The sequence below is a fragment of the Zunongwangia profunda SM-A87 genome, from assembly GCF_000023465.1.
In the GTDB taxonomy this organism is placed as follows: domain Bacteria; phylum Bacteroidota; class Bacteroidia; order Flavobacteriales; family Flavobacteriaceae; genus Zunongwangia; species Zunongwangia profunda.
In genome coordinates this window covers 4,438,917-4,459,088 of record NC_014041.1, presented here as the reverse complement: position 1 = coordinate 4,459,088, position 20,172 = coordinate 4,438,917, and the positions used below count along the sequence as shown (strand labels likewise).

17 protein-coding genes are annotated in these 20,172 nt (G+C 36.2%); 9 read left to right on the top strand and 8 right to left on the bottom strand.

Translation table 11 applies throughout. From position 1 onward, the window contains the following. Window positions 1-107 precede the first annotated feature (107 nt). On the top strand, window positions 108-1,145 hold the full coding sequence (locus ZPR_RS19700; RefSeq protein WP_013073550.1) for a sialidase family protein: 1,038 nt from the start codon (window positions 108-110) through the stop codon (window positions 1,143-1,145). On the opposite strand, the gene ZPR_RS19695 is transcribed toward ZPR_RS19700, so the two are convergent. Continuing rightward, entirely contained in the window at window positions 1,146-2,624 is a 1,479-nt protein-coding gene (locus tag ZPR_RS19695; protein WP_013073549.1) for an SLC13 family permease, read from the bottom strand. It lies immediately after the preceding gene. A 158-nt stretch (window positions 2,625-2,782) separates the two neighbouring features. On the opposite strand from ZPR_RS19695, the gene ZPR_RS19690 reads away from it, so the two are divergent. From ZPR_RS19690 to ZPR_RS23510, 8 genes are all read left to right on the top strand, one after another. Further along, on the top strand, window positions 2,783-3,622 hold the full coding sequence (locus ZPR_RS19690) for a GLPGLI family protein (RefSeq protein WP_013073548.1): 840 nt from the start codon (window positions 2,783-2,785) through the stop codon (window positions 3,620-3,622). Window positions 3,623-3,759: 137 nt separating this feature from the next. Further along, a complete protein-coding gene (locus tag ZPR_RS19685; protein WP_041580127.1) occupies window positions 3,760-6,390 on the top strand; it encodes a glycoside hydrolase family 2 protein in 2,631 nt (876 codons plus the stop codon). 86 nt (window positions 6,391-6,476) lie between these two features. Continuing rightward, a complete protein-coding gene (locus tag ZPR_RS19680) occupies window positions 6,477-7,301 on the top strand; it encodes a GLPGLI family protein (RefSeq protein WP_148211772.1) in 825 nt (274 codons plus the stop codon). Between the two features lie 21 nt (window positions 7,302-7,322). Then, window positions 7,323-8,132, top strand: a complete 810-nt coding sequence (locus ZPR_RS19675) for a GLPGLI family protein (RefSeq protein ID WP_041579208.1) — start codon at window positions 7,323-7,325, stop codon at window positions 8,130-8,132. Between the two features lie 27 nt (window positions 8,133-8,159). Continuing rightward, window positions 8,160-8,951: a GLPGLI family protein gene (locus tag ZPR_RS19670; RefSeq protein WP_013073544.1), complete on the top strand. Its 792-nt coding sequence runs from the start codon at window positions 8,160-8,162 to the stop codon at window positions 8,949-8,951. A gap of 1 nt (window position 8,952) precedes the next feature. Continuing rightward, complete coding sequence (locus tag ZPR_RS19665; protein WP_013073543.1) at window positions 8,953-11,589, top strand: carboxypeptidase-like regulatory domain-containing protein; 2,637 nt, start codon at window positions 8,953-8,955, stop codon at window positions 11,587-11,589. A gap of 197 nt (window positions 11,590-11,786) precedes the next feature. Continuing rightward, window positions 11,787-12,416, top strand: coding sequence for a copper homeostasis protein CutC (locus ZPR_RS19660; protein WP_013073542.1), 630 nt, complete (start codon window positions 11,787-11,789; stop codon window positions 12,414-12,416). A 38-nt stretch (window positions 12,417-12,454) separates the two neighbouring features. Further along, complete coding sequence (locus ZPR_RS23510; RefSeq protein ID WP_013073541.1) at window positions 12,455-12,592, top strand: hypothetical protein; 138 nt, start codon at window positions 12,455-12,457, stop codon at window positions 12,590-12,592. A 313-nt stretch (window positions 12,593-12,905) separates the two neighbouring features. Here the strand turns inward: ZPR_RS23510 and groL are convergent, their stop codons facing one another. The 7 genes from groL to miaB form a co-directional block, all read right to left on the bottom strand. Further along, the gene (gene groL, locus ZPR_RS19655) at window positions 12,906-14,543 is read right to left on the bottom strand and encodes a chaperonin GroEL (protein WP_013073540.1); all 1,638 of its coding nucleotides are present in this window, start codon (window positions 14,541-14,543) and stop codon (window positions 12,906-12,908) included. 77 nt (window positions 14,544-14,620) lie between these two features. Beyond that, window positions 14,621-14,896, bottom strand: a complete 276-nt coding sequence (locus ZPR_RS19650; protein WP_013073539.1) for a co-chaperone GroES — start codon at window positions 14,894-14,896, stop codon at window positions 14,621-14,623. Window positions 14,897-15,045: 149 nt separating this feature from the next. Then, a complete protein-coding gene (secG, locus tag ZPR_RS19645; RefSeq protein ID WP_041579205.1) occupies window positions 15,046-15,411 on the bottom strand; it encodes a preprotein translocase subunit SecG in 366 nt (121 codons plus the stop codon). After that, complete coding sequence (locus ZPR_RS19640) at window positions 15,408-16,289, bottom strand: hypothetical protein (RefSeq protein ID WP_013073537.1); 882 nt, start codon at window positions 16,287-16,289, stop codon at window positions 15,408-15,410. The genes secG and ZPR_RS19640 overlap by 4 nt, the downstream gene beginning before the upstream one ends. A gap of 8 nt (window positions 16,290-16,297) precedes the next feature. After that, window positions 16,298-16,801 (bottom strand): LptE family protein, encoded by a 504-nt coding sequence (locus ZPR_RS19635; RefSeq protein ID WP_013073536.1) that lies wholly within the window; start codon window positions 16,799-16,801, stop codon window positions 16,298-16,300. Between the two features lie 45 nt (window positions 16,802-16,846). Further along, window positions 16,847-18,136, bottom strand: a complete 1,290-nt coding sequence (locus ZPR_RS19630; protein WP_013073535.1) for a sigma-54-dependent Fis family transcriptional regulator — start codon at window positions 18,134-18,136, stop codon at window positions 16,847-16,849. Between the two features lie 59 nt (window positions 18,137-18,195). Beyond that, window positions 18,196-19,641: a tRNA (N6-isopentenyl adenosine(37)-C2)-methylthiotransferase MiaB gene (gene miaB, locus ZPR_RS19625; protein ID WP_013073534.1), complete on the bottom strand. Its 1,446-nt coding sequence runs from the start codon at window positions 19,639-19,641 to the stop codon at window positions 18,196-18,198. Between the last annotated feature and the right edge of the window lie 531 nt (window positions 19,642-20,172).

The following is a 20,172-nucleotide window of genomic DNA, read 5'->3' as shown; positions in this document are numbered from 1 at the left end:
TCGAGATGAAATACTGCGTTCCCGTCCTGCTATCGGGATGCCTCGAAATAAAAAATAATGTTATAATAATACCCCATTGTTCTGGGGAAGTTTACTTTTTCTGAATTATGAAAGCGAGATTTGTTGTTTTAGTCGTATTTTTTAGTCTAAAGATAAGTGCGCAGCAAAACGTGAAATTTAAAGTTTTGGATTCTGGTTTTATTTATACGAAAGCTAGTTTTCCTTCTGCTCATGCATCAACTATTGAAGAGTTGGAAAACGGTGATATAATCGCTGCCTGGTTTGGCGGAACGCACGAAAGACATCCCGATGTTAGCATTTATACCAGTATAAAAACAGTATCCGGCTGGTCCTCTCCTAAAAAAGTAGCGACTGGCTATCAAAGCGATACACTAAGTTATCCTACCTGGAATCCCGTGTTGTTTAAAACAAATAATAAACTATTTTTATTCTATAAAATAGGCCCTTCTCCTTCAACCTGGTGGGGTGCTTATAAAATTTCAACAGATCACGGGAAAACCTGGAGTGAGAAAAAAATGCTTCCTGAAGATATTCTTGGACCTATAAAAAATAAGCCAATTCAGCTTAAAAATGGCCGAATTGTAAGTCCGTCCAGCGAAGAACTTCAGGATGGTGAAATTTGGAAGGCACATATGGAAATTTCAGATGATTACGGTAAAACCTGGAGAAAAGTTCCGGTCAACGAGAATTCAGCATATAAAGTTATTCAGCCTAGTATCGTTCAGCTTCAAAACGGAAATTTAAAAGCTTTTTTCAGAAGCGATCAGGATGCAGTTTTAGAAAGCACCAGTATAGATAATGGAGAAACCTGGAGTGATTTCAGTAAATCTGAATTGGCAAACCCCAATTCGGGTATCGATGCTGTAAGTCTTATAAACGGCGGATTCCTGATGGTTTATAATCCTATGGCAAGTGGTGATAATTGGTGGGAAGGTAGAAGTAAGCTTTATCTTGCCTATTCAAAAGACGGTGAACATTGGCAGGATATATTAAAATTAGAAAATCAAGAAAAAGGAGAATACAGCTACCCTGCCATAATTCAGACGGAAAATGGTGAAATTTATATCACCTATACCTATGACAGGGAAAAGATCAAATATTTTAGATTGAAGCGTGCTAGTTAACTATTTAAAGATTTTCGGGATGGTATAAGGATCAAAGTCCCAGATGAATGGTAAAGCAAAATAAATGATCAGGCTGATGATTAAAATAGATAAGATATTTAACCAAAAGCCTGTTTTCATCATATCGGCAATTTTTAAGTAGCCAGATCCAAATACCACCGCATTAGGCGGTGTGGCAACAGGGAGCATAAAAGCGCAGCTGGCAGCTAAAGTAGCGGCAACCATTAAAAAATAAGGATGCAGGTGTAGTGCTAGCGCCATGGGTGCCAGAATGGGTAATAGCATGGCGGTTGTCGCGAGGTTAGAAGTCACTTCAGTCAAAAAGTTTACAGATGCTACTAAGATCAGGATGAGTAAAAATAACGGTAAATTTTCAAGATTTACCAGTTGCTCGCCAATCCAGTTTGCTAATCCCGTATCGCTAAAAGCCTTTGCTAGTGCCATCCCGCCGCCAAAAAGCAATATAATTCCCCATGGAATTTTTACAGCTTCTTCCCAAGTTAACAGCTGTTTTTGTTTCTCTTTGTTTTTTCCAGACGGAATTAAGAATAATAATATGCCTGCCGTCATGGCAATAATTGTATCATCTATATTCGGTAAAAATTTTTCGAGAAAAAATGAACGGGTAATCCAACACACTGCAGTAAATACAAAAACGACAAGAATACGTTTTTCCTGTGTGCTTATTTTACCTAATTCGGTAAGTAATCTTTTAATTTCGGTTTTTCCACCGGGAAATTCCTTTTGTTTAAACGTAAAGGCGATGCTGGTAATATATTTCCAGCAAAAAAATAAAAGCAGAATGGAGATGGGCATTCCCAAAAGCGCCCATTTAACAAAGCTAATTTCAATTCCATATAATTCTTCTACGATCCCAGCGAAAACAAGGTTTGGAGGTGTGCCGATTAAGGTTCCAATTCCTCCAATAGAAGCACTGTAAGCGATAGCTAACATGAGTGCTTTCCCAAAGGTCTTATTTTCGTTTTCACTGGTTTGGGGATTGTCTTTTAGCTGAGAAATTATCGCGGTGCCAATTGGTAACATCATTACAGAGGTTGCGGTATTCGAGATCCACATCGATAAAAATGCGGTAGCCACCATAAATCCAAGAATGATAAACTTGATGTTAGTACCAATTAAATTGATGATGTTTAGGGCAATTCGGCGGTGTAAATTCCATTTTTCAATAGCTACAGCGATAAAAAAACCACCCATGTATAAAAATACATATTTATGGCCGTAAGAAGCAGTAGTGAGTCCAATATCCAAAGCTCCGCTTAAGGGAAAAAGCACTATAGGTAGTAATGCACTTGCAGCAATAGGGATAATTTCAGTAACCCACCAAATGGCCATCCAAATCGTTATGGCTAATACATGAAAAGCTTCAGGCGTCATTCCTTCGGGTGGCTGCAAAAATTGAAATATTGCAAAAATTAATGGACCGGCAATTAAAATTATGCGTTTAAGACTACTGTTCATTTTTGATTTATTATCGGTGGGAAGATAAATATTTTCTGAACAAGACGATAATCCTATTTATTACTATTAAATTAGTTTTATTACTAAAAAAATAGTTTAAAAATTGCATGGTTAGATTTAATATTAGATATTGTGATAGAAATCAATCAACTATGCTTATGAATAATAAAATTATCATTGCTTTAAGTTTTTTAGTCTTCAATTTTTTTGAGGTTCAGGCTCAAGATGACCTAAATTACCGGGTGACCTACACGCTTACTTTTAAACTGGATTCTACCGATCTGGAGTCCAGTAAATCAGAAACTATGTGGCTTTTTGCTAATAATGAATCATCTCTGTTTTTAAGTAAAGGAGCAGCTTTAAAAGACTCTATGTCTGTTAACGTAAACCTTGCCGATATTGGATCTGAACGATGGAAAAGTAAAACGGAGGCCGCGAAGACCGAATTTAATTATCGTGTGTTTAAAGATAAATCAGATAATAAAATGGGGTACGGAATTAAGCTGATAAGTGATAAACTATATTATTCGCAGCCTATGGATCAATTAAATTGGGAGATACAAGCTGAGACCAAGGAAATCTCAGGGTATCAGGCACAAAAAGCAACTATAAGTTTTGCAGGGCGTGATTATACGGCGTGGTTCACTCCGGAAATTCCGCTTACAGATGGGCCCTATAAATTTTCAGGATTACCCGGATTAATTTTGGAGCTACAGGATAGCGATGCTGAATATGTCTTTGAATTTAAAGGTTTCGAAGAATTATCTACTCCTTTAGCGTATAAAATTTTTCCGGAGGAATATAAGGAAATTAAAAAGAAGGAACTTATGGATTTAGTCGCAACCTATGAAAGTGACCCCATTAGTTATATCAATAATTATGTAGGTGAAGGTGGTAAAGTTATACGGATAGGTTTAGAAGGTGATGATAAAAAGAATTACCTCAAAAAACATAGAGAGCGATTAGCAAAAAAGAATAACCCCATAGAACTAGACTAGATTTTATTTTAAGAATGTGTAATACTATTGTCTTAAATTATTAAGAATCGTTTAGCACTTCGAGACTGTTGTTTGTCGAAAAAAATTTGTACGCTGATATTTATTGCAGATTTTCAATGTTTAATATTGTCAATCTTATGCGCAAAAAGTACATTCTCGTCTATTTTTTATTAGGTTTTATTCAATTTACAGGATTTTCTCAGCAAAATTATGAGCTTAATTCGGGTTGGAAAACAATTTCTATGGAAGAAGTAGCAGCCAGGGGAGAAGAGATCTCCAATACATCTTTTGCTGTAGATAATTGGAAAGATGCTACTGTACCCGGTACAATCCTAACCACGCAACTTAATAATGATGAAATTCCCGATCCATTTTTTGGGATGAACAACGAAGAAATTCCGGATATCTATGATGTAGGCCGCGATTTTTATACCTATTGGTTTGTAAAGGATTTCGAAGAGAAAGCAAAGAAAGGCGAGCAGGTCTGGTTAAATTTCCGTGGGATAAATTATAGCGTCGATATTTTTCTAAACGGAAAGAAAGTCAACAAGGAAGAATACAAAGGAATGTTTCTTCGGAAGCGTTTTAATATCACAAAATTTCTTGCTAAAAATAGCCAAAATCGCCTTGCAGTGATCGTTTACCCAGCACCGCATGTTGGCAATCCAAATGGTGGCCAGGGTGGTGATGGAACTATCGCACGTGGTGTTGCTCATCAATACGTTGCCGGTTGGGATTGGATTCAGCCAATTCGTGATCGTAATACCGGAATTTGGGACAAAGTAATTATCGAAAAAACAGGTGCAGTAAATCTTAAAAATCCGCATGTGGTGACCAAAGTGCCTGAAAAACGACTTCCGGGAGAAAAGCAGAAGCCAGCTAAAATTGCTTTTACTGCCGAAGTTGAAAATCCCACTTCAAAAACGGTTGAAGGAACACTGTCTTTTAAAATTGCAGATCAAATTATCGAAAAGGAAGTAAGCCTGGCGGCGAATACAGAAATGCTGGTAGCACTTCCAGAATTCGAAATTGAAGATCCAAAACTTTGGTGGCCTTCAGGTTATGGCGCACAAAACTTATATGATGCCGAAGTTGAATTCAGTATAAAAAATAAAACTTCAGATAAAGAAAAGCTGAAAGTAGGAATCCGCGAAATCCAAACCGAATGGAATTCGCATACACGCAGTAAGCAGATATTCGTTAACGGTCAGCCTATTTTTATAAAGGGAGGAAACTGGATCATCTCAGATGCGATGCTTCGTTTCACTAAAGAGCGTTATGATGCCGAGATTCGCTTTCACCGTGATATGAATTTAAATCTTATAAGAATTTGGGGAGGAGCATTACCAGAGCGACCAGAATTTTATGAAGTCTGTGATAAATATGGGATGCTAGTGATTCAGGATTTTTGGATGTCTGGTGATTGTAATGGTAGATGGGTAGATCCCAAGAAAAAAGACGATCAGTGGACGCGCAGGCAATACCCAGATGATCACGAGTTGTTTATCGAATCTGCAGCAGATGCGGTAAAATTAATGCGAAATCACGCATCCTTGGCTATTTGGTGTGGTGGTAATGAGATTACGCCACCGCAGGATATTTTGTTTGCCATTAAAGATTCGATCTTGCCAGAGTTAGATGGAACACGCTGGTTTATCGATTACTCCAATTCAGATGAGATGTCTTATAATTTCAAAGGAGGGAACGGTGATGGTCCGTATGGCATTCAGAATATTTCGACTTTTTGGGAAGAGCGTACCTGGCCTTTTAATTCTGAAGTTGGTTCTGTAGGTACGGGGGATGAAGTTAGTTTGAAGCGTTTTCTGCCCAAGGAAAATTATACTGTTCCCGTAGAATATGATGGGACTGAAGCCGTAAAAGACCCGGTTTGGACCTATCATAAATATATCGATTATGGAAACTCTTTAGAACCTTATGGAACGCCAGAAGATATGGCTGATTTTGCTGAAAAGGCGCAGCTGGTAAATTACAATCAGTATCGTGCATTAATAGAAGGTTTTAGTGCACATATGTGGGATTGGTATACAGGTTCGATCATCTGGAAAACTCAGAATCCCTGGACGGCACTTCGCGGACAGATGTATGATTACTATCTAGATCCTAATGCCTGTTTATTTGGACTTAGAGAAGGAAGCAAGCCATTGCATATCATGTATAATCCTGTTAGTAGCGATGTTTATATGGTAAATAATGGTTTTAAAGCCGAATATGATTTAATGTTAGGCATTAAACTGTACGATATGGAAGGAAATGAAAAGCCGGTAACCCAGGTCTTTTCTTATATAGAAGGCTCTAGTGCTAAAAAAATATTGTCGCTAAAAAAGCAAATCGATACGCTAGCTGCGGAAAAGGGTTTGTTTTTAAAATTAGATATCAGAAACAAGGATCAGGAAGTTTTAGATGAAAATTTCTATTGGATTCCGGACAGTTCGGGAACGTATTCTGGTTTACAGAATTTAGCCAAAACCAAGGTTGAAGCCGAAATTGAAAAAGTCGCTGAGAATAAATTTATGCTGAAAATCACTAATCCTGAAAATAATACAGTTTCTTTCTTTAACCGAATCTCTTTAGAAAATTCGGAAACGGGCGAACGCATTTTACCAACTTTCTACGACGATAACTATTTCTCCATAGTTCCTGGAGCAACCCGAGAAATCATTTTGGAAGCGGCAGGAAATGAAGTGAACGATCTTCAAATTTCCATAGAAGGCTGGAATACAGATCGAATGCTAATTCCGGTAAATTAACTTATTTTTCTAGTTTTATTACTAAAAAACTAGTTGATTTATTGTTTCGTAAGTTTTTTTAAGGCATCTTAGATAAAATTTCTTTTATGAAATCTATTCTGATGCCTTTTTTCCTGTGTTTTTCTGTGATATTCTATGCCCAGAAAACCGATATTCAATATTCCTATAAAGCGACTTATAATCTCGAATATCAGGAAGATTCTACCGATCAAAATTCAATAAAATCAGAGACTGTTGTACTTTATTTAGGAGAAGGCGTGTCTCGATATTCCAGTTTGGGTAAGGCAGTTAAAGATTCTTTAACCGAAACTTTAGATCCTTCAAATAAAAGTATGGCTGAGTTTTATCGAATTAGAAGTATAACTCCAGAAACCGATTTTCACTATAAGATCTTCAAAAATCATAATGATAACGAACTTATTTTAGCCGAAAAAGTTTTTAAGGATAAACTGAAATATAAACAGACTTTAAATCTCATGAACTGGGAAATAGAGCAGGAAACTAAAGAAGTTTTAGGATATAAAGTTCAAAAAGCTTCAGGCTCTTTTGCCGGCAGAGAATATGAAGCCTGGTTCTCGCCAGAGCTTCCATTTTCAGATGGGCCATACAAATTTGCTGGTTTGCCTGGACTTATTTTGGAGATTTCGGATCTTCAGGATCACTATCACTTTACTTTCTCAGCATTTCAGGAATTAGAAAAATTAGTGCCTAAAACATTGAATTTGGACGATTATAAAGAAGTTTCTCAGCAAGAGCTCGATCAGGTTCGTAATGATTATAAAAGAGATCCACTTACTGCAATGAATAATGCTGGCATCACTATAGAATGGAATGATGAAGCTAAAGCTAAGAGAGAGTTGAGTGAAGCGCATAAAAATCGTAACAATCCAATTGAACTTCAAACAAAATAAATTTTTTAATCGAAAATCATTATGAAATTCAAAATAAGTCTAATGTTGCTCTTCTTTTCTTTTAAGATTTCAGCACAGCAGCAAACACAAGCAAAGTTTAATTATAAAGCCACCTATCAACTCGAGTATCAGGAAGATTCTACCGATGAAAATTCTTTAAAGTCTGAAACTGTTGTGCTTTATTTAGGTGATGGGCGATCAAGATATTCCAGCTTAGGCCAAGCGATGAAAGATTCTTTAGAAAATAAGCCCAATCCTGAAGTTGTAAGGATGGACCAGTATAATCAAATGACCGATTTTAAATACACGATCTTTAAAGATTACCAGAATAGTGAACTTGTTTTAGCCGAAAAGGTTTTTCAATACAGTTTTAAATATAAGCAGGATCTAAACCAGATCGATTGGGAAATTCAGTCAGAAACTAAAGAAATATTGGGCTTTAAGGTTCAAAAAGCTACAGGTGCTTTTGCTGGTAGAAATTACATCGCCTGGTTCGCGCCAGAGCTACCATTCTCTGATGGCCCTTATAAGTTTAGTGGTTTACCGGGACTTATTTTAGAAATTTCAGATTTACAAAATCAATATCGTTTTAGCTTGACAAGATTTCAGGAATTAGAAAAACCGGTAAGTAGAATATTGAATTTGGATGATTATAAAGTAGTTTCTCAAAAAGAACTCGACCAGGTTCGTAACGATTATAATCGTGATCCTATTGGAACAATGCAGAAGGCAGGAATTAGATTTGGTTGGAGCGAAGAAGATGAAGCTAAACAAAGAAAGGAGCTAACCAAAAAGTATAAAAGGCGAAATAATCCTATTGAGCTCCAGTAATACCATCTTCATCAATCAAAACTCATCATGAAACTAAAACTATTATTCATATTAATATTTTTCTCTTTTAGGATCTCAGCGCAGGGAACCATAAAGGAAAAATTCGATTATGAAGTAATATATAAGCTGTCTTTTAAATTAGATTCTACTCTTGTTAACCCAGAAAGTGAATATATGATGCTTTATATGGGGAAAGACTATTCGTATTATATAAGTAGAGCTCAAAACTTTGAAGATGAAATAAAAGTAAAGGGAAACTCTGGTAGTACACCCCAAAATGCCTTGACTAATTTTCATTATCAAATTTTAAAAGAAATAAAAAGCGATAGGTTGTTTTATGTTCATCAAATTGCTTCAGATCGATTTTATTTTGGACAGGATAAGAATATCTTCAATTGGCAAATAGAAACTGAGACCAAAGAAATAAAGGGGTATAAAGTCCAAAAAGCCATTACAAACTTTGCTGGGAGAGATTATGTGGCCTGGTTTACTCCAGATGTTCCAATTTCAGACGGGCCTTATAAATTTAATGGCTTGCCGGGATTAATTCTAGAGATTTCTGACGTAGAAAATGAATGGAATTTTGAGTTTTTCGGTTTAAAAAAACTATCGCCAAAACAGGATTTTAAACTCAAATTTAATCAGCTTATAAAAACAAGTCTGGCAGAGTTAAAAGCAACTAATCTTCGTTACCGTAAGGATCCTTTTACTTATATAAATAATCCAAACATTACTATTTCGCCAGAAGTTCACCAAAAATACATCGAATCTTTTGCTGAAATGCTGGAGAAAGAAAATAACCCTATAGAGCTGGAATAGTATGAAAAAAATACTCTTTACAATACTATCAATATTCGTTGTTTTTGCAGGTTATTCTCAGACTGAAATTACCGGACAGGTTTTCGACGATAATAATGAAAAACTTAGTGGTGCAACGGTAATGATCAGTAAAGATTCGGTTTCTTCGATCCTGGCTTATGGAATTTCAGACTCCGATGGTAAATTTAAGATAGCTGTGAAAAGTGATGGTGAATCCTTGTCTTTAAAAGTTTCTTACATTGGTTTTGCTACGTTCGAAGAAACTATTCAGAATAAAGCGCAGCAATTAGAAGTGAAACTTTTGCCTTCTTCAGAAGCCTTGAAAGAAGTCATTGTGAAATCTGAAATTTTACAGCAACGTGGCGATACGCTCAGTTTTTCGGTAGACGCTTTTAAAGATAAAAACGACCGGGTGATTGCTGATATTTTAAAGAAGTTACCTGGAATCGATATTCGACCAAATGGTCAAATCTATTATAAAGATGAGCCAATCCAGAAGTATTATATCGAAGGTTTGGATTTATTAGAAGGGCGTTATAATTTGGCCAATAATAATCTTTCGGCCGATGCAGTTTCTAAAGTCGAGATCCTGGAAAATCATCAGCCTGTAAAAGTTTTGGATAGTCTTGAGTTTTCAGAGCGCGCTTCGATAAATATAAAGCTTAAAAAGGATATTAGCATTAGCGGAACGGCCACCGCCGGGATGGGTGCTGCGCCTTTGCTGTGGCAAACAAAGGTGACGCCAATGATCTTTACTAAAAAGCGACAGGCGATCGTCACCTACCAAAGTAATAATACCGGAAGCGATGTATCTGGCGAGATTCGTAATTTTTCGATCAATTTTTTTGGAGATGAATTTAATATTGATAAAACAGATTGGCTGTCAATTCAAAATGTCTCACCACCCCCATTTTCGGCAGAACGCTGGTTGGATAATAACGTACATTTAGGTTCAGCAAACATTTTGCAACGAGTTAAAGAAGATATAGATTTAAAACTAAATATTTCTTATCTGAATGATTATCAGAAGCAGGATGGAAGTACACAAACACGTTATTTTACACCTACAGATACAATCGATATAATCGAAAATACCAGTAATAATATTTTTGTAAGCCAGTTAGAAGGACAACTTACCTTAGAGAATAATACCGATAAAAATTACCTGAAAGATCAATTAGAGTTTAACGGTTCCTGGAATACAAATCGTGGTTTGATAGATCGCCCCGATGCAAAAATCAAACAACGGCTGGACAATCCTTTTTTCGGAATAAAAAACGATATGCGCCTGCTTAGAACTATTGGAAAACAATTGATCACTTTTAATTCTAATATCGGTTTTACAGAGACTAATCAGGATCTACTGGTGCAACCAGGACAATTTGAAGCTATCTTTAATAATGGTGATCCTTATGGTGAAATTCAGCAACAGGTTTCTTCAAGGAAGATGTATGCTGATAATTCGGCTGGGTTTACCAAGGCCCTTGGCAAATTTACCATATCACCCAAATTTGGGTTTTCGATCCAAGATCAGCAATTAGATACCGATATTTTTTTGGAAGATGGGGAAGAGGTTTTAGATGCTGATTTTAAGAACAGAACCGAATTTGTAGAATCTTCGGTCTATTTTAAAAATTCTTTCAGGTTTAAAAGTAAGGATGAGACCTGGAATTTAAATTTAAGTACGCCGTTTCAATTTAAAAGTTTTCAGCTTAAAGACCGAAATTTTGAAGAAAAAAGAAGTTTAGATCGATTGGTTTTTGAGCCTAGATTTTCTGTGAATAAAAAGCTTTCAGCCTTTTGGGATGCTAATGCTTCAGCAGGATTAAGTTATGATTTTGGAGAACTTCAGCAGTTATATTATGGATTCTTATTGAATAATTATCGAAATTTAAATCGGTACAACGCGCCAATTTCTGAAGAAACACGACAATATTATAGCGGCGGGATAGCTTATCGAAATCCCTTAAAGCAACTGTTTTTAAACACGTCTTATTCCTATAGTTATTCTGAAAATAACTTGTTGTACAGTTCTAATATTGGTGAAAATGGAACAAGGATTTTAGAAGCGGTGGTGCGAGATAATAGCTTCGATAATCATAGCTTTAAAGCTGGCGGTAGTAAATATTTTAGAAAATTAAAAACAACATTTAAATTGAACGCCTCCTATAACTTATCAAAACGCCAGCAACTTTTAAACAATACGTTGGCTGAGGTGAATACACAGAGTTTTAATCTGAGAGGGAGCATCGATGCAGAAGTTTCCAGTTGGTTAATTGCGAATTACTCGGGAAATTTTTCGACTTATACTTCGGGTTTTGGAGAGCGTGATTTTCAGCAAATCGAAACGCAGCAACATACCATAGATCTTTATTTTTATCCTAAGGATAATCAGTATTTAAGTGTAAGTAGTGAATATTATGGCAATTCTTTATCTGAAAATGGAGATAATTATTTTGTGAACCTGAGCTATCAGTTTACTTTTGAGAAGCCAAAAATGGATTTAAACATTAGTTGGCGAAATATCCTGAATACCGATCAATTTATAAACGCCAGTAACAATCAATATTATTACATACAAAGTAGTTATCGATTACGGCCATCACAGGTTTTAGCAACTTTAAAATTTACCTTTTAGAGAATCATTTATACGTGTGTCTATTAAACCAGCGTTACATCCAGATAATTACTTCCAGGCTTTAAGGTAAGGCAGAGAAATATTCCATAAAGCCCTAAAACAAGTTCAGAATGACTATAATTTATGCTGAATCTTTAGCGATCAACTTACACAATGATTAATTTTCTTAGGTTTACACTAAATTATATCCTTTAAAAATGACCAGTTTCATAAAAGAAGCCTGTGTAGAATCTTTAGATGAAGCTTTAAAAGCTGAAGAACAGGGTGCAGATCGAATAGAACTATGTGCAGATTTATCGCAGGATGGTATTACCCCGGAAAGGGATGTTATACGAAAAGCTAAAGAACAACTTAGAATTCCTATTAGAGTAATGATTCGTCCGCGCGGAGGCGATTTTGTGTATACTGCTTCCGAAGTTAATCAGATGATGCAGGATATCAAATTTTGTAAAGTGATAGGGGTAGAGGGAGTAGTTTTTGGGATTTTAAAGGAAAACAATACATTGGATTTAGGAAGAATTGCTGCACTGGCAGCACATTCAAGTCCGTTAAAAATAGTAATCCATAAAGCGATCGATGAGACCCCTGATATTTTAAAAGCTACTGAAGGATTAACCCATATTAATGGGATATCAACTATTCTTAGTTCTGGAGGGAAAGCAACTGCAAAAGAAGGAATTTCAATTTTAAAAAAGATGATAGTTGTCGCAGGTAATAAGCTGGAAATCATGCCTGCCGGAAGGATAACTATTGGAAATTTAGACGAAATACATAAAAGTATCGGTGCATGTGCTTATCATGGACGCCAAATTGTTGGTGAGTATTAATATTTTTTTATAATTTAGCTAGTCCAAACGTTTTTTATATGGATATGGAACAGAAAGGAAAACCAGAGGCAAAATTAAGAACGGCAGTTTTAATTATTCTGGCAATCGTTGTTTTTCAGATAATTATGGATTGGAGTGATTTTAAGGCTGGCTTTTTAGGTGCTTTTTTGCATTAAATAAAAAGTCTTAAAAAATACTAATATTTCTTCCTTACGAAACTCGTTAATTTCAGTGGGTGTGTTATGTCGGTTTCACTGTAACTGTAAATGATTCACCATTGAAAAGCTTTAACATAGTTTCCCTATTTTTAGATATCAGGTAAATTTTAGTTTTCCCTGAATAGCAATCTTTCTATTTTTAATTCTGTGCAGCATATCTTGAGATTTCTGATTCTCAAGCATTGTCTCTCTTATATGTATTTTGCAATTTATGCATAAAAAAAAGCTGCCTTAAACGAATAAGACAGCTTTGTTTTTTAATGAGTGATGATTACATCATTCCTGGCATACCGCCACCCATTCCTTGTGGCATTCCTCCGCCACCATTATCTTCTTTGATGTCGATTAACGCACATTCTGTAGTTAAGATCATTCCTGATACAGAAGCTGCGTTCTCTAAAGCTACACGAGTAACTTTCTTAGGATCGATAATACCAGCTTTCATCATATCTACATAAGTGTCAGTCTTGGCATCATAACCAAAGTCTTTATCACCTTCAAGAACCTTGTTTATTACCACAGATCCTTCACCACCTGCATTTTCAACTATTGTTCTAAGTGGAGATTCGATAGCACGAGCTACAATTTGTATTCCTGTTGCTTCATCTGCATTTTCTGTGCTGATAGCTTCCAGAACAGCTTTTGCTCTTACTAAAGCTACACCACCACCGGCTACGATACCTTCTTCTACCGCCGCACGGGTTGCATGAAGTGCATCATCCACACGATCTTTCTTTTCTTTCATTTCGACTTCTGAAGCTGCACCTACATAAAGTACTGCAACACCACCGGCTAATTTAGCAAGACGCTCTTGTAGCTTTTCTTTGTCGTAATCTGAAGTGGTAGTTTCAATCTGTGCTTTGATTTGGTTTACACGCTCTTTAATAGCGTTATCGTCACCAGAACCATTAACAACGGTAGTGTTATCTTTATCGATAGCTACTTTCTCTGCAGTACCAAGCATATCAATAGTTGCATTTTCTAAAGAGAATCCTCTTTCTTCAGAAATTACAGTACCACCGGTAAGGATAGCGATATCTTCTAACATTGCTTTTCTACGATCTCCAAACCCTGGAGCTTTAACAGCCGCGATTTTAAGAGAACCTCTTAATTTGTTTACTACTAAAGTAGCCAATGCTTCCCCGTCTACATCCTCAGCAATGATTAAAAGCGGTTTTCCAGATTGTGCTACCGGCTCTAGAATTGGCATTAAATCCTTCATGGTAGATATTTTCTTGTCGAAAAGAAGGATATAAGGATTTTCCAGGTCCGCAGTCATTTTCTCACTGTTAGTTACGAAGTAAGGAGAAAGATAACCTCTGTCAAACTGCATCCCTTCTACTACGTCTACGTAAGTATCGGTACCTTTAGCTTCTTCAACAGTAATAACACCTTCTTTACCTACTTTACCAAAAGCTTCAGCAATCAATTCTCCAATAAGTTCATCGTTATTTGCTGAAATAGAAGCAACCTGCTTAATTTTTTCTGAAGAATCACCAACTTCCTGAGTTTGTTCAGAAAGATTTTTCGTTAAAGCTTCAACTGCTTTATCGATTCCTCTTTTAAGATCCATTGGGTTTGCACCGGCAGCAACGTTTTTAAGGCCTTCCTTAACGATTGCCTGCGCAAGAACAGTTGCGGTAGTAGTACCATCACCGGCAAGATCATTAGTTTTTGAAGCCACTTCTTTTACCATTTGAGCTCCCATGTTCTCCAGCTCGTCCTCTAATTCGATTTCCTTAGCTACAGAAACACCATCTTTAGTTACGGTTGGAGCACCAAAAGATTTACTGATAATTACGTTACGACCTTTTGGTCCTAAAGTTACTTTTACTGCGTTTGCTAAAGCATCTACACCGCGCTTAATACCGTCACGTGCTTCGATGTCAAATTTTATATCTTTTGCCATTGTATTATAAATTTTAGTAGCCGAAAAATTCAGCTAAAAATTGGTTAATTTTAATTAAATTGAATTTGAGAAAGAAATTATACGATTGCTAGAATATCGTCTTCTCTCATGATAAGATAATCTGTACCTTCTAGTTTAAGTTCGGTACCGGCATATTTGCCATAAAGAACTGTGTCACCAACACTAACAGTCATCTCATGGTCTTTAGTTCCTTTGCCAACTGCCACAACTTTTCCTCTTTGAGGTTTTTCTTTAGCAGTCTCTGGAATGTAGATACCTGAAGCTGTCTTGGTTTCAGCTGCTACAGGCTCGATAAGAACTCTGTCTGAAAGCGGTTTAATGTTTAGTCCCATTTTCTTTAAATTTATTTTGATTAATTAATTTTAAATATTCGTTGTTGAATATTTCGAAAATTATGCCACTCAAAAAAAGCTGACATTAATAAATAAAAAATGCCAGCTTTGTGACAAGCTGGCATTTTATTATAAATGGGTTTATTTTTTTACTGAGCGCTATCTGCAGCAGGAGCAGTTTGAGTTTGTTCATTTTGCTGTGCTGGAGCTGGAGTGGCTTCAGGTAAAGCATTTTCTACTTCGTCTTCATCAAAGATTTTAGAATCTCCAAAACCATTATTACCATCCATTATAGAAACATTACTAATTAGGATAAGTACTAATAAAGCGGTTGCCAGTGTCCAGGTACTTTTGTCTAAAAAGTCGTTTGTTTTCTGTACGCCACCAATTTGTTGACCGCCACCACCAAGAGAAGAGGATAAACCTCCACCTTTAGGGTTTTGCACCATGATCACTACCACTAGCAAAAATGCTACGATAACTATTAAAACTAAAAAAATTGTGAATGTGCTCATTCTTTATCTGTATTATTTTCCTGTAATTTTTCGATTGCCCGAATTTGGTCTGCAAAGAAACCACTTTTTTCGGGATTTTTCAAAATTAAAATTTTATAGGCCTGAATTGCCTTTTTATAATTTTTTTGTTCAAGGTAAACACGTGCTAAAGTCTCTGTCATCAAAGCTTCAGGAGCTGGGTTAGAAAGATCTGGGGTACTGGCTCTAGGCGAAGATTTAGCCGGTTTTATTTTCGGGTTCTTCGAAATAAAACGGTCAATAATGTCAAATTTCTTCTGAATATCTTCAGGAGCTTCCTTTTCTTTTTCAGCAGGTTTTTGCTGTCCAGGTTGTTTAAGAGGTTTTGCTGAAGTTAACCTAAGCCATTCTGAAAAACTATGTGACTCAGCATTATTGAATTGTAAAGGTTGTCCTATCTTTAATTGGTTCTCTGGTAATTCTTTCTCCTCTTCCTTGTTTTTGTTTTTAAAACGTTCAAAAAGTTCAGGATCCATCACTTTTTCAGATTCGTCTTGTTTCATTTGTATGGCCTCACCCATGGCCATACTCTTTCTCCCCAAAACTTCTATAGGTTCATAAACCTCAAGATTATTCAGTTTTTCGTCTTGTTTTTTTATCTGGTGAGCTATGCGATTTTGGTTAAAATTGGCAGAGCTTATATATTCAAAAAGAATTTCACGGTCGGTAGTATATGCTGCAGTTTTTCGTAAGGCCGAATTATAAGAAGGACTATCGGCATCTTTTAAGCCTTTTAGCCGAATTGCACGCGCTGCCTGAAAGTAAGGTGCATTCATTAGAATATCTTCTAACTCACGGGTTTCCTGAGGAGAAACTTCCTCGGGGTGTTCTAATAAATATGTGAAATTTTTTAAATCCATCACTTATTTTACCAGTCGGTTAAAGCAGCATTGAAAATATCCTGGGTAATTCTGTCGTAAATTTCTTCGATCGCCGTATTTAGCGTGGGGCCTACCAATTGTTGTCCTGCCGGATAATCATAATAAAACGAAAAACGTCTGTCGAAATCTTTTTCCGGCTCTAATGTATTATAATACCTAACCTGTACGGCAATGGTTAATCGGTTTTGAGCGGCAGTGTTTTGTGCAGTCGCCGTCATAGGGGCGATGTAATAATCGATAATTTCACCTTCAAAAATGAGGTCGGCATTATTATTTGTTAACGTAAGGTTGGTTTGATTCTGAATTAAATCCTGTAAGTTTAGTTTAAAGGTTCTTTCAATTCCTGGTTCAATTAAATCTGCCGTGTTTTGGAAATTATTTACCTGAAAACTTTTAGCATCTCCCGTGCTGGCTCCTGTAAAGGAGTAAATCCCACAGGAAGCCAGCGTTAAAATGCTAAGAATCGATAAAATAAGGCCTAATTTCTTCATAGTTATAGATCGTGAATTTCTGTTTTTTTAAACGAAATTCTATAATTACAAATTGTATTGTTTGATTTTGCGATACAGGGTTCTTTCGCTAATTCCCAATTCTTCAGCCGCTGCTTTACGTTTGCCGTTATGGCGTTCCAGCGATTTTTTAATCAGTTCTAATTCTTTGTCCTGCAGCGAAAGCGTTTCTTCTTCCTGGATTTCTTCGGCGAAGTGATATTTGTCTTTTTCAGAAAGGTTTTCTGGTGGTTCATTTTCAGCTCTGCTGCTCTGCTGCGGGATTTGCAGGACTTCAAGATTATCACCATCCAAATCCTCTACGTTAAAATCTTCAGCATCTTCATCTCCATTTCCGTAAATTTTTTGGATAAGGCCTTCATTTTCATCCCTAACTTCTTTAGAATTACCTTCCTGCATTAATTTTAAGGTAAGTTTTTTCAGGTCGTTAAGGTCATTTTTCATATCAAAAAGAACCTTGTAAAGTATTTCTCGTTCATTACTAAAATCGGCCTCCTTTTTCTTATCTGAAATTACCGCGGGTAAATTGCTGCCCATATCTGGCAGATACTCCTTTAATTCTTTGGCGTTTATAGAGCGTTCTTTCTCTAAAACCGAAATTTGTTCGGCAATATTCCTAAGTTGACGAATATTTCCCCCCCAGTGATATTTTTGCATTAGAAGTACGGCATCATCTTCTAGTCGGATGGTTGGCATCTTATATTTTAGAGCAAAATCTGAAGCAAATTTTCTAAATAATAAATGAATATCACCTTTACGTTCTCTTAAAGGCGGTAAGTGAATTTCGACCGTGCTTAAACGATAATAAAGATCTTCCCTGAATTTTTCTTTTTTGATCGATTCGAACATGTTGATGTTGGTTGCCGCCACAATCCGAACGTTTGTTTTTTGAACTTTGGATGAACCTACTTTAATGAATTCTCCGTTTTCCAGAACTCGTAAAAGTCTAACCTGGGTAGGGAGAGGCAATTCACCTACTTCATCAAGAAAAATGGTTCCGCCGTCGGCTACTTCAAAATAACCACTACGGGTTTGGGTTGCACCGGTAAAGGCGCCTTTCTCATGGCCAAAAAGTTCGCTATCTATAGTTCCCTCGGGAATAGCTCCGCAGTTTACGGCGATATATTTGCCATGTTTGCGATGTGATAATGAATGTACGATTTTAGGAATACTTTCTTTCCCCACACCGCTTTCCCCGGTTACTAATACCGAAATGTCTGTAGGGGAAACCTGTATTGCTTTTTCTATTGCCCTGTTTAGTTTTGGATCGTCTCCTATAATTCCAAAACGTTGCTTGGTGGCCTGTACTGATTCCATTTAAAGTTATGCGGTATTAAATGTTATTGAATAGTTCTTAAAACTGAAACAAAACTTTTTTAATTATTCTCACTGTATCCTATCGGCTCTCCTATCAAAGTTGCACTGGTACAGTCGTTAATTTTTACATTTACAAAATCACCAACCTCATAGTTTTCTTTAGGAAAAACTACAACCGTGTTTTGCGTATTTCTACCGCTCCAATGAGCATCAGATTTTTTAGATGACTTTTCGATAAGAACTTCAACTGTTTTTCCAATAAATTGCTGGGTTCTATATTTACTATGTTCCTGCTGAAGATTTACAATCTCAGTAAGTCTTCTTTTTTTGGTCTCTTCGGGAACATCATCTTCAAATTTTCTGGCGGCCATGGTTCCAGGTCTTTCAGAATACGCAAACATAAATCCGAAATCATATTTTACATATTGCATCAAAGAAAGTGTATCCTTATGATCTTCTTCTGTCTCGGTTGGAAAGCCGGTTATAATATCATGCGAAATTCCACAATCCGGGATTAGTTTTTTGATATTATCAATTAATGTAAAGTATTCTTCACGAGTATGTAGGCGGTTCATCTTTTTAAGCATCTTATCGCTACCGCTTTGTACTGGTAAATGAATGTAATTACAGATATTGCGGTGAGCGGCCATCACTTCAATTACATCTAAAGTCATATCCTGTGGGTTAGAGGTAGAAAATCGAATTCTCATTTTTGGCTGGGCTTCAGCAACCATTTTTAAAAGGCTTGCAAAACTTGTTGCTGTAGCTTTTTGCATTGGCGTAGCATCTTTAAAATCTTTTTTAAGGCCACCTCCATACCAAAGATAACTATCTACATTTTGCCCAAGTAAGGTGATTTCTTTATATCCTCTGCTTGCCAGATCGTTTACTTCTTCGATAATACTTTGTGGATCACGGCTACGCTCTCTACCACGTGTAAAAGGCACTACACAAAAGGTACACATGTTATCGCATCCTCGAGTGATCGAAACAAAAGCAGAAACACCATTTGTTTGTAGGCGCACAGGTGAAATATCTCCATAAGTTTCTTCTTTAGAAAGAATAACGTTTACCGCATTTCTACCTTCTTCAACTTCGTTAATCAGGTTAGGAAGGTCTTTATAAGCATCAGGACCAACAACAAGATCAACGATTTTTTCTTCTTCTAGGAATTTACTTTTTAAACGTTCAGCCATACAACCTAAAACCCCAACTTTCATATTCGGGTTTATACGTTTTACAGCGTTATACTTCTCAAGACGTTTTCTAACAGTTTGTTCTGCCTTTTCCCTGATCGAGCAGGTATTTACCAAAACCAAATCAGCTTCCTCCAGTTGTTGGGTAGTATTGTAACCTTCCTTAGAAAGGATAGAAGCTACAATTTCACTATCACTAAAATTCATCTGGCAACCATAAGATTCTATAAAAAGCTTTCGCTTATTTTCTGTCTTTGGCTCCATAATCAGGGAGTTTCCCTGCTGCTTTTCATCAATAATCTTCTCCATAATGCTATACTAAGCTTAGGTAATTAGGTGGCAAAGATAAGCTTTACGCTTCTTGTGACAAACTGGCAGTAATTTTTTTTAGAATAATTACGCAACCTTTTTTAAATCCGGGTATCTAAAAGACGGTAAACAAACTGATATCCGGTTTTTTTAGAAATAAAAATTATAGATTTTCTGGGAAAAAAGGAAGATAATTAAAAGTTCGAAAAACGAAAATAACTTTAAAACCCCGATCATTATTGACAATGTCAATAAAAGAATATAACACCTATGAAATAACTCTGCCTAATCATGACTATTGTCGATCGGGGTAAACACTAGTTGTAATCTGGTGTAAAGATAATAAAATCAATCTATTAAGTTTCTTAATTACGATTGTTATTTATGTTTGGTTTATTTTTGCATGCCCGCAATGTTGCGGGCATGTGATTTTAGTGTAAAATGCTTTCAAATTAAGGGGATAATAGCCTATTATACTTCTGTTTTTAAACCTATTTAATATTTCATTTACCAGGTTCAAAAAAAATTGAT

What these genes read in the sequence shown, in the direction of transcription:
- ZPR_RS19680 (WP_148211772.1), top strand. Translation starts at nt 6,477, where the DNA reads ATGAAATCTATTCTGATGCCTTTTTTCCTGTGTTTTTCTGTGATATTC.
- ZPR_RS19660 (WP_013073542.1), top strand. Translation starts at nt 11,787, where the DNA reads ATGACCAGTTTCATAAAAGAAGCCTGTGTAGAATCTTTAGATGAAGCT.
- ZPR_RS23510 (WP_013073541.1), top strand. Translation starts at nt 12,455, where the DNA reads ATGGATATGGAACAGAAAGGAAAACCAGAGGCAAAATTAAGAACGGCA.
- ZPR_RS19650 (WP_013073539.1), bottom strand. Translation starts at nt 14,896, where the DNA reads ATGGGACTAAACATTAAACCGCTTTCAGACAGAGTTCTTATCGAGCCT.
- secG (WP_041579205.1), bottom strand. Translation starts at nt 15,411, where the DNA reads ATGAGCACATTCACAATTTTTTTAGTTTTAATAGTTATCGTAGCATTT.
- ZPR_RS19700 (WP_013073550.1), top strand. Translation starts at nt 108, where the DNA reads ATGAAAGCGAGATTTGTTGTTTTAGTCGTATTTTTTAGTCTAAAGATA.
- groL (WP_013073540.1), bottom strand. Translation starts at nt 14,543, where the DNA reads ATGGCAAAAGATATAAAATTTGACATCGAAGCACGTGACGGTATTAAG.
- miaB (WP_013073534.1), bottom strand. Translation starts at nt 19,641, where the DNA reads ATGGAGAAGATTATTGATGAAAAGCAGCAGGGAAACTCCCTGATTATG.
- ZPR_RS19665 (WP_013073543.1), top strand. Translation starts at nt 8,953, where the DNA reads ATGAAAAAAATACTCTTTACAATACTATCAATATTCGTTGTTTTTGCA.
- ZPR_RS19690 (WP_013073548.1), top strand. Translation starts at nt 2,783, where the DNA reads ATGAATAATAAAATTATCATTGCTTTAAGTTTTTTAGTCTTCAATTTT.
- ZPR_RS19670 (WP_013073544.1), top strand. Translation starts at nt 8,160, where the DNA reads ATGAAACTAAAACTATTATTCATATTAATATTTTTCTCTTTTAGGATC.
- ZPR_RS19630 (WP_013073535.1), bottom strand. Translation starts at nt 18,136, where the DNA reads ATGGAATCAGTACAGGCCACCAAGCAACGTTTTGGAATTATAGGAGAC.
- ZPR_RS19675 (WP_041579208.1), top strand. Translation starts at nt 7,323, where the DNA reads ATGAAATTCAAAATAAGTCTAATGTTGCTCTTCTTTTCTTTTAAGATT.
- ZPR_RS19640 (WP_013073537.1), bottom strand. Translation starts at nt 16,289, where the DNA reads ATGGATTTAAAAAATTTCACATATTTATTAGAACACCCCGAGGAAGTT.
- ZPR_RS19695 (WP_013073549.1), bottom strand. Translation starts at nt 2,624, where the DNA reads ATGAACAGTAGTCTTAAACGCATAATTTTAATTGCCGGTCCATTAATT.
- ZPR_RS19685 (WP_041580127.1), top strand. Translation starts at nt 3,760, where the DNA reads ATGCGCAAAAAGTACATTCTCGTCTATTTTTTATTAGGTTTTATTCAA.
- ZPR_RS19635 (WP_013073536.1), bottom strand. Translation starts at nt 16,801, where the DNA reads ATGAAGAAATTAGGCCTTATTTTATCGATTCTTAGCATTTTAACGCTG.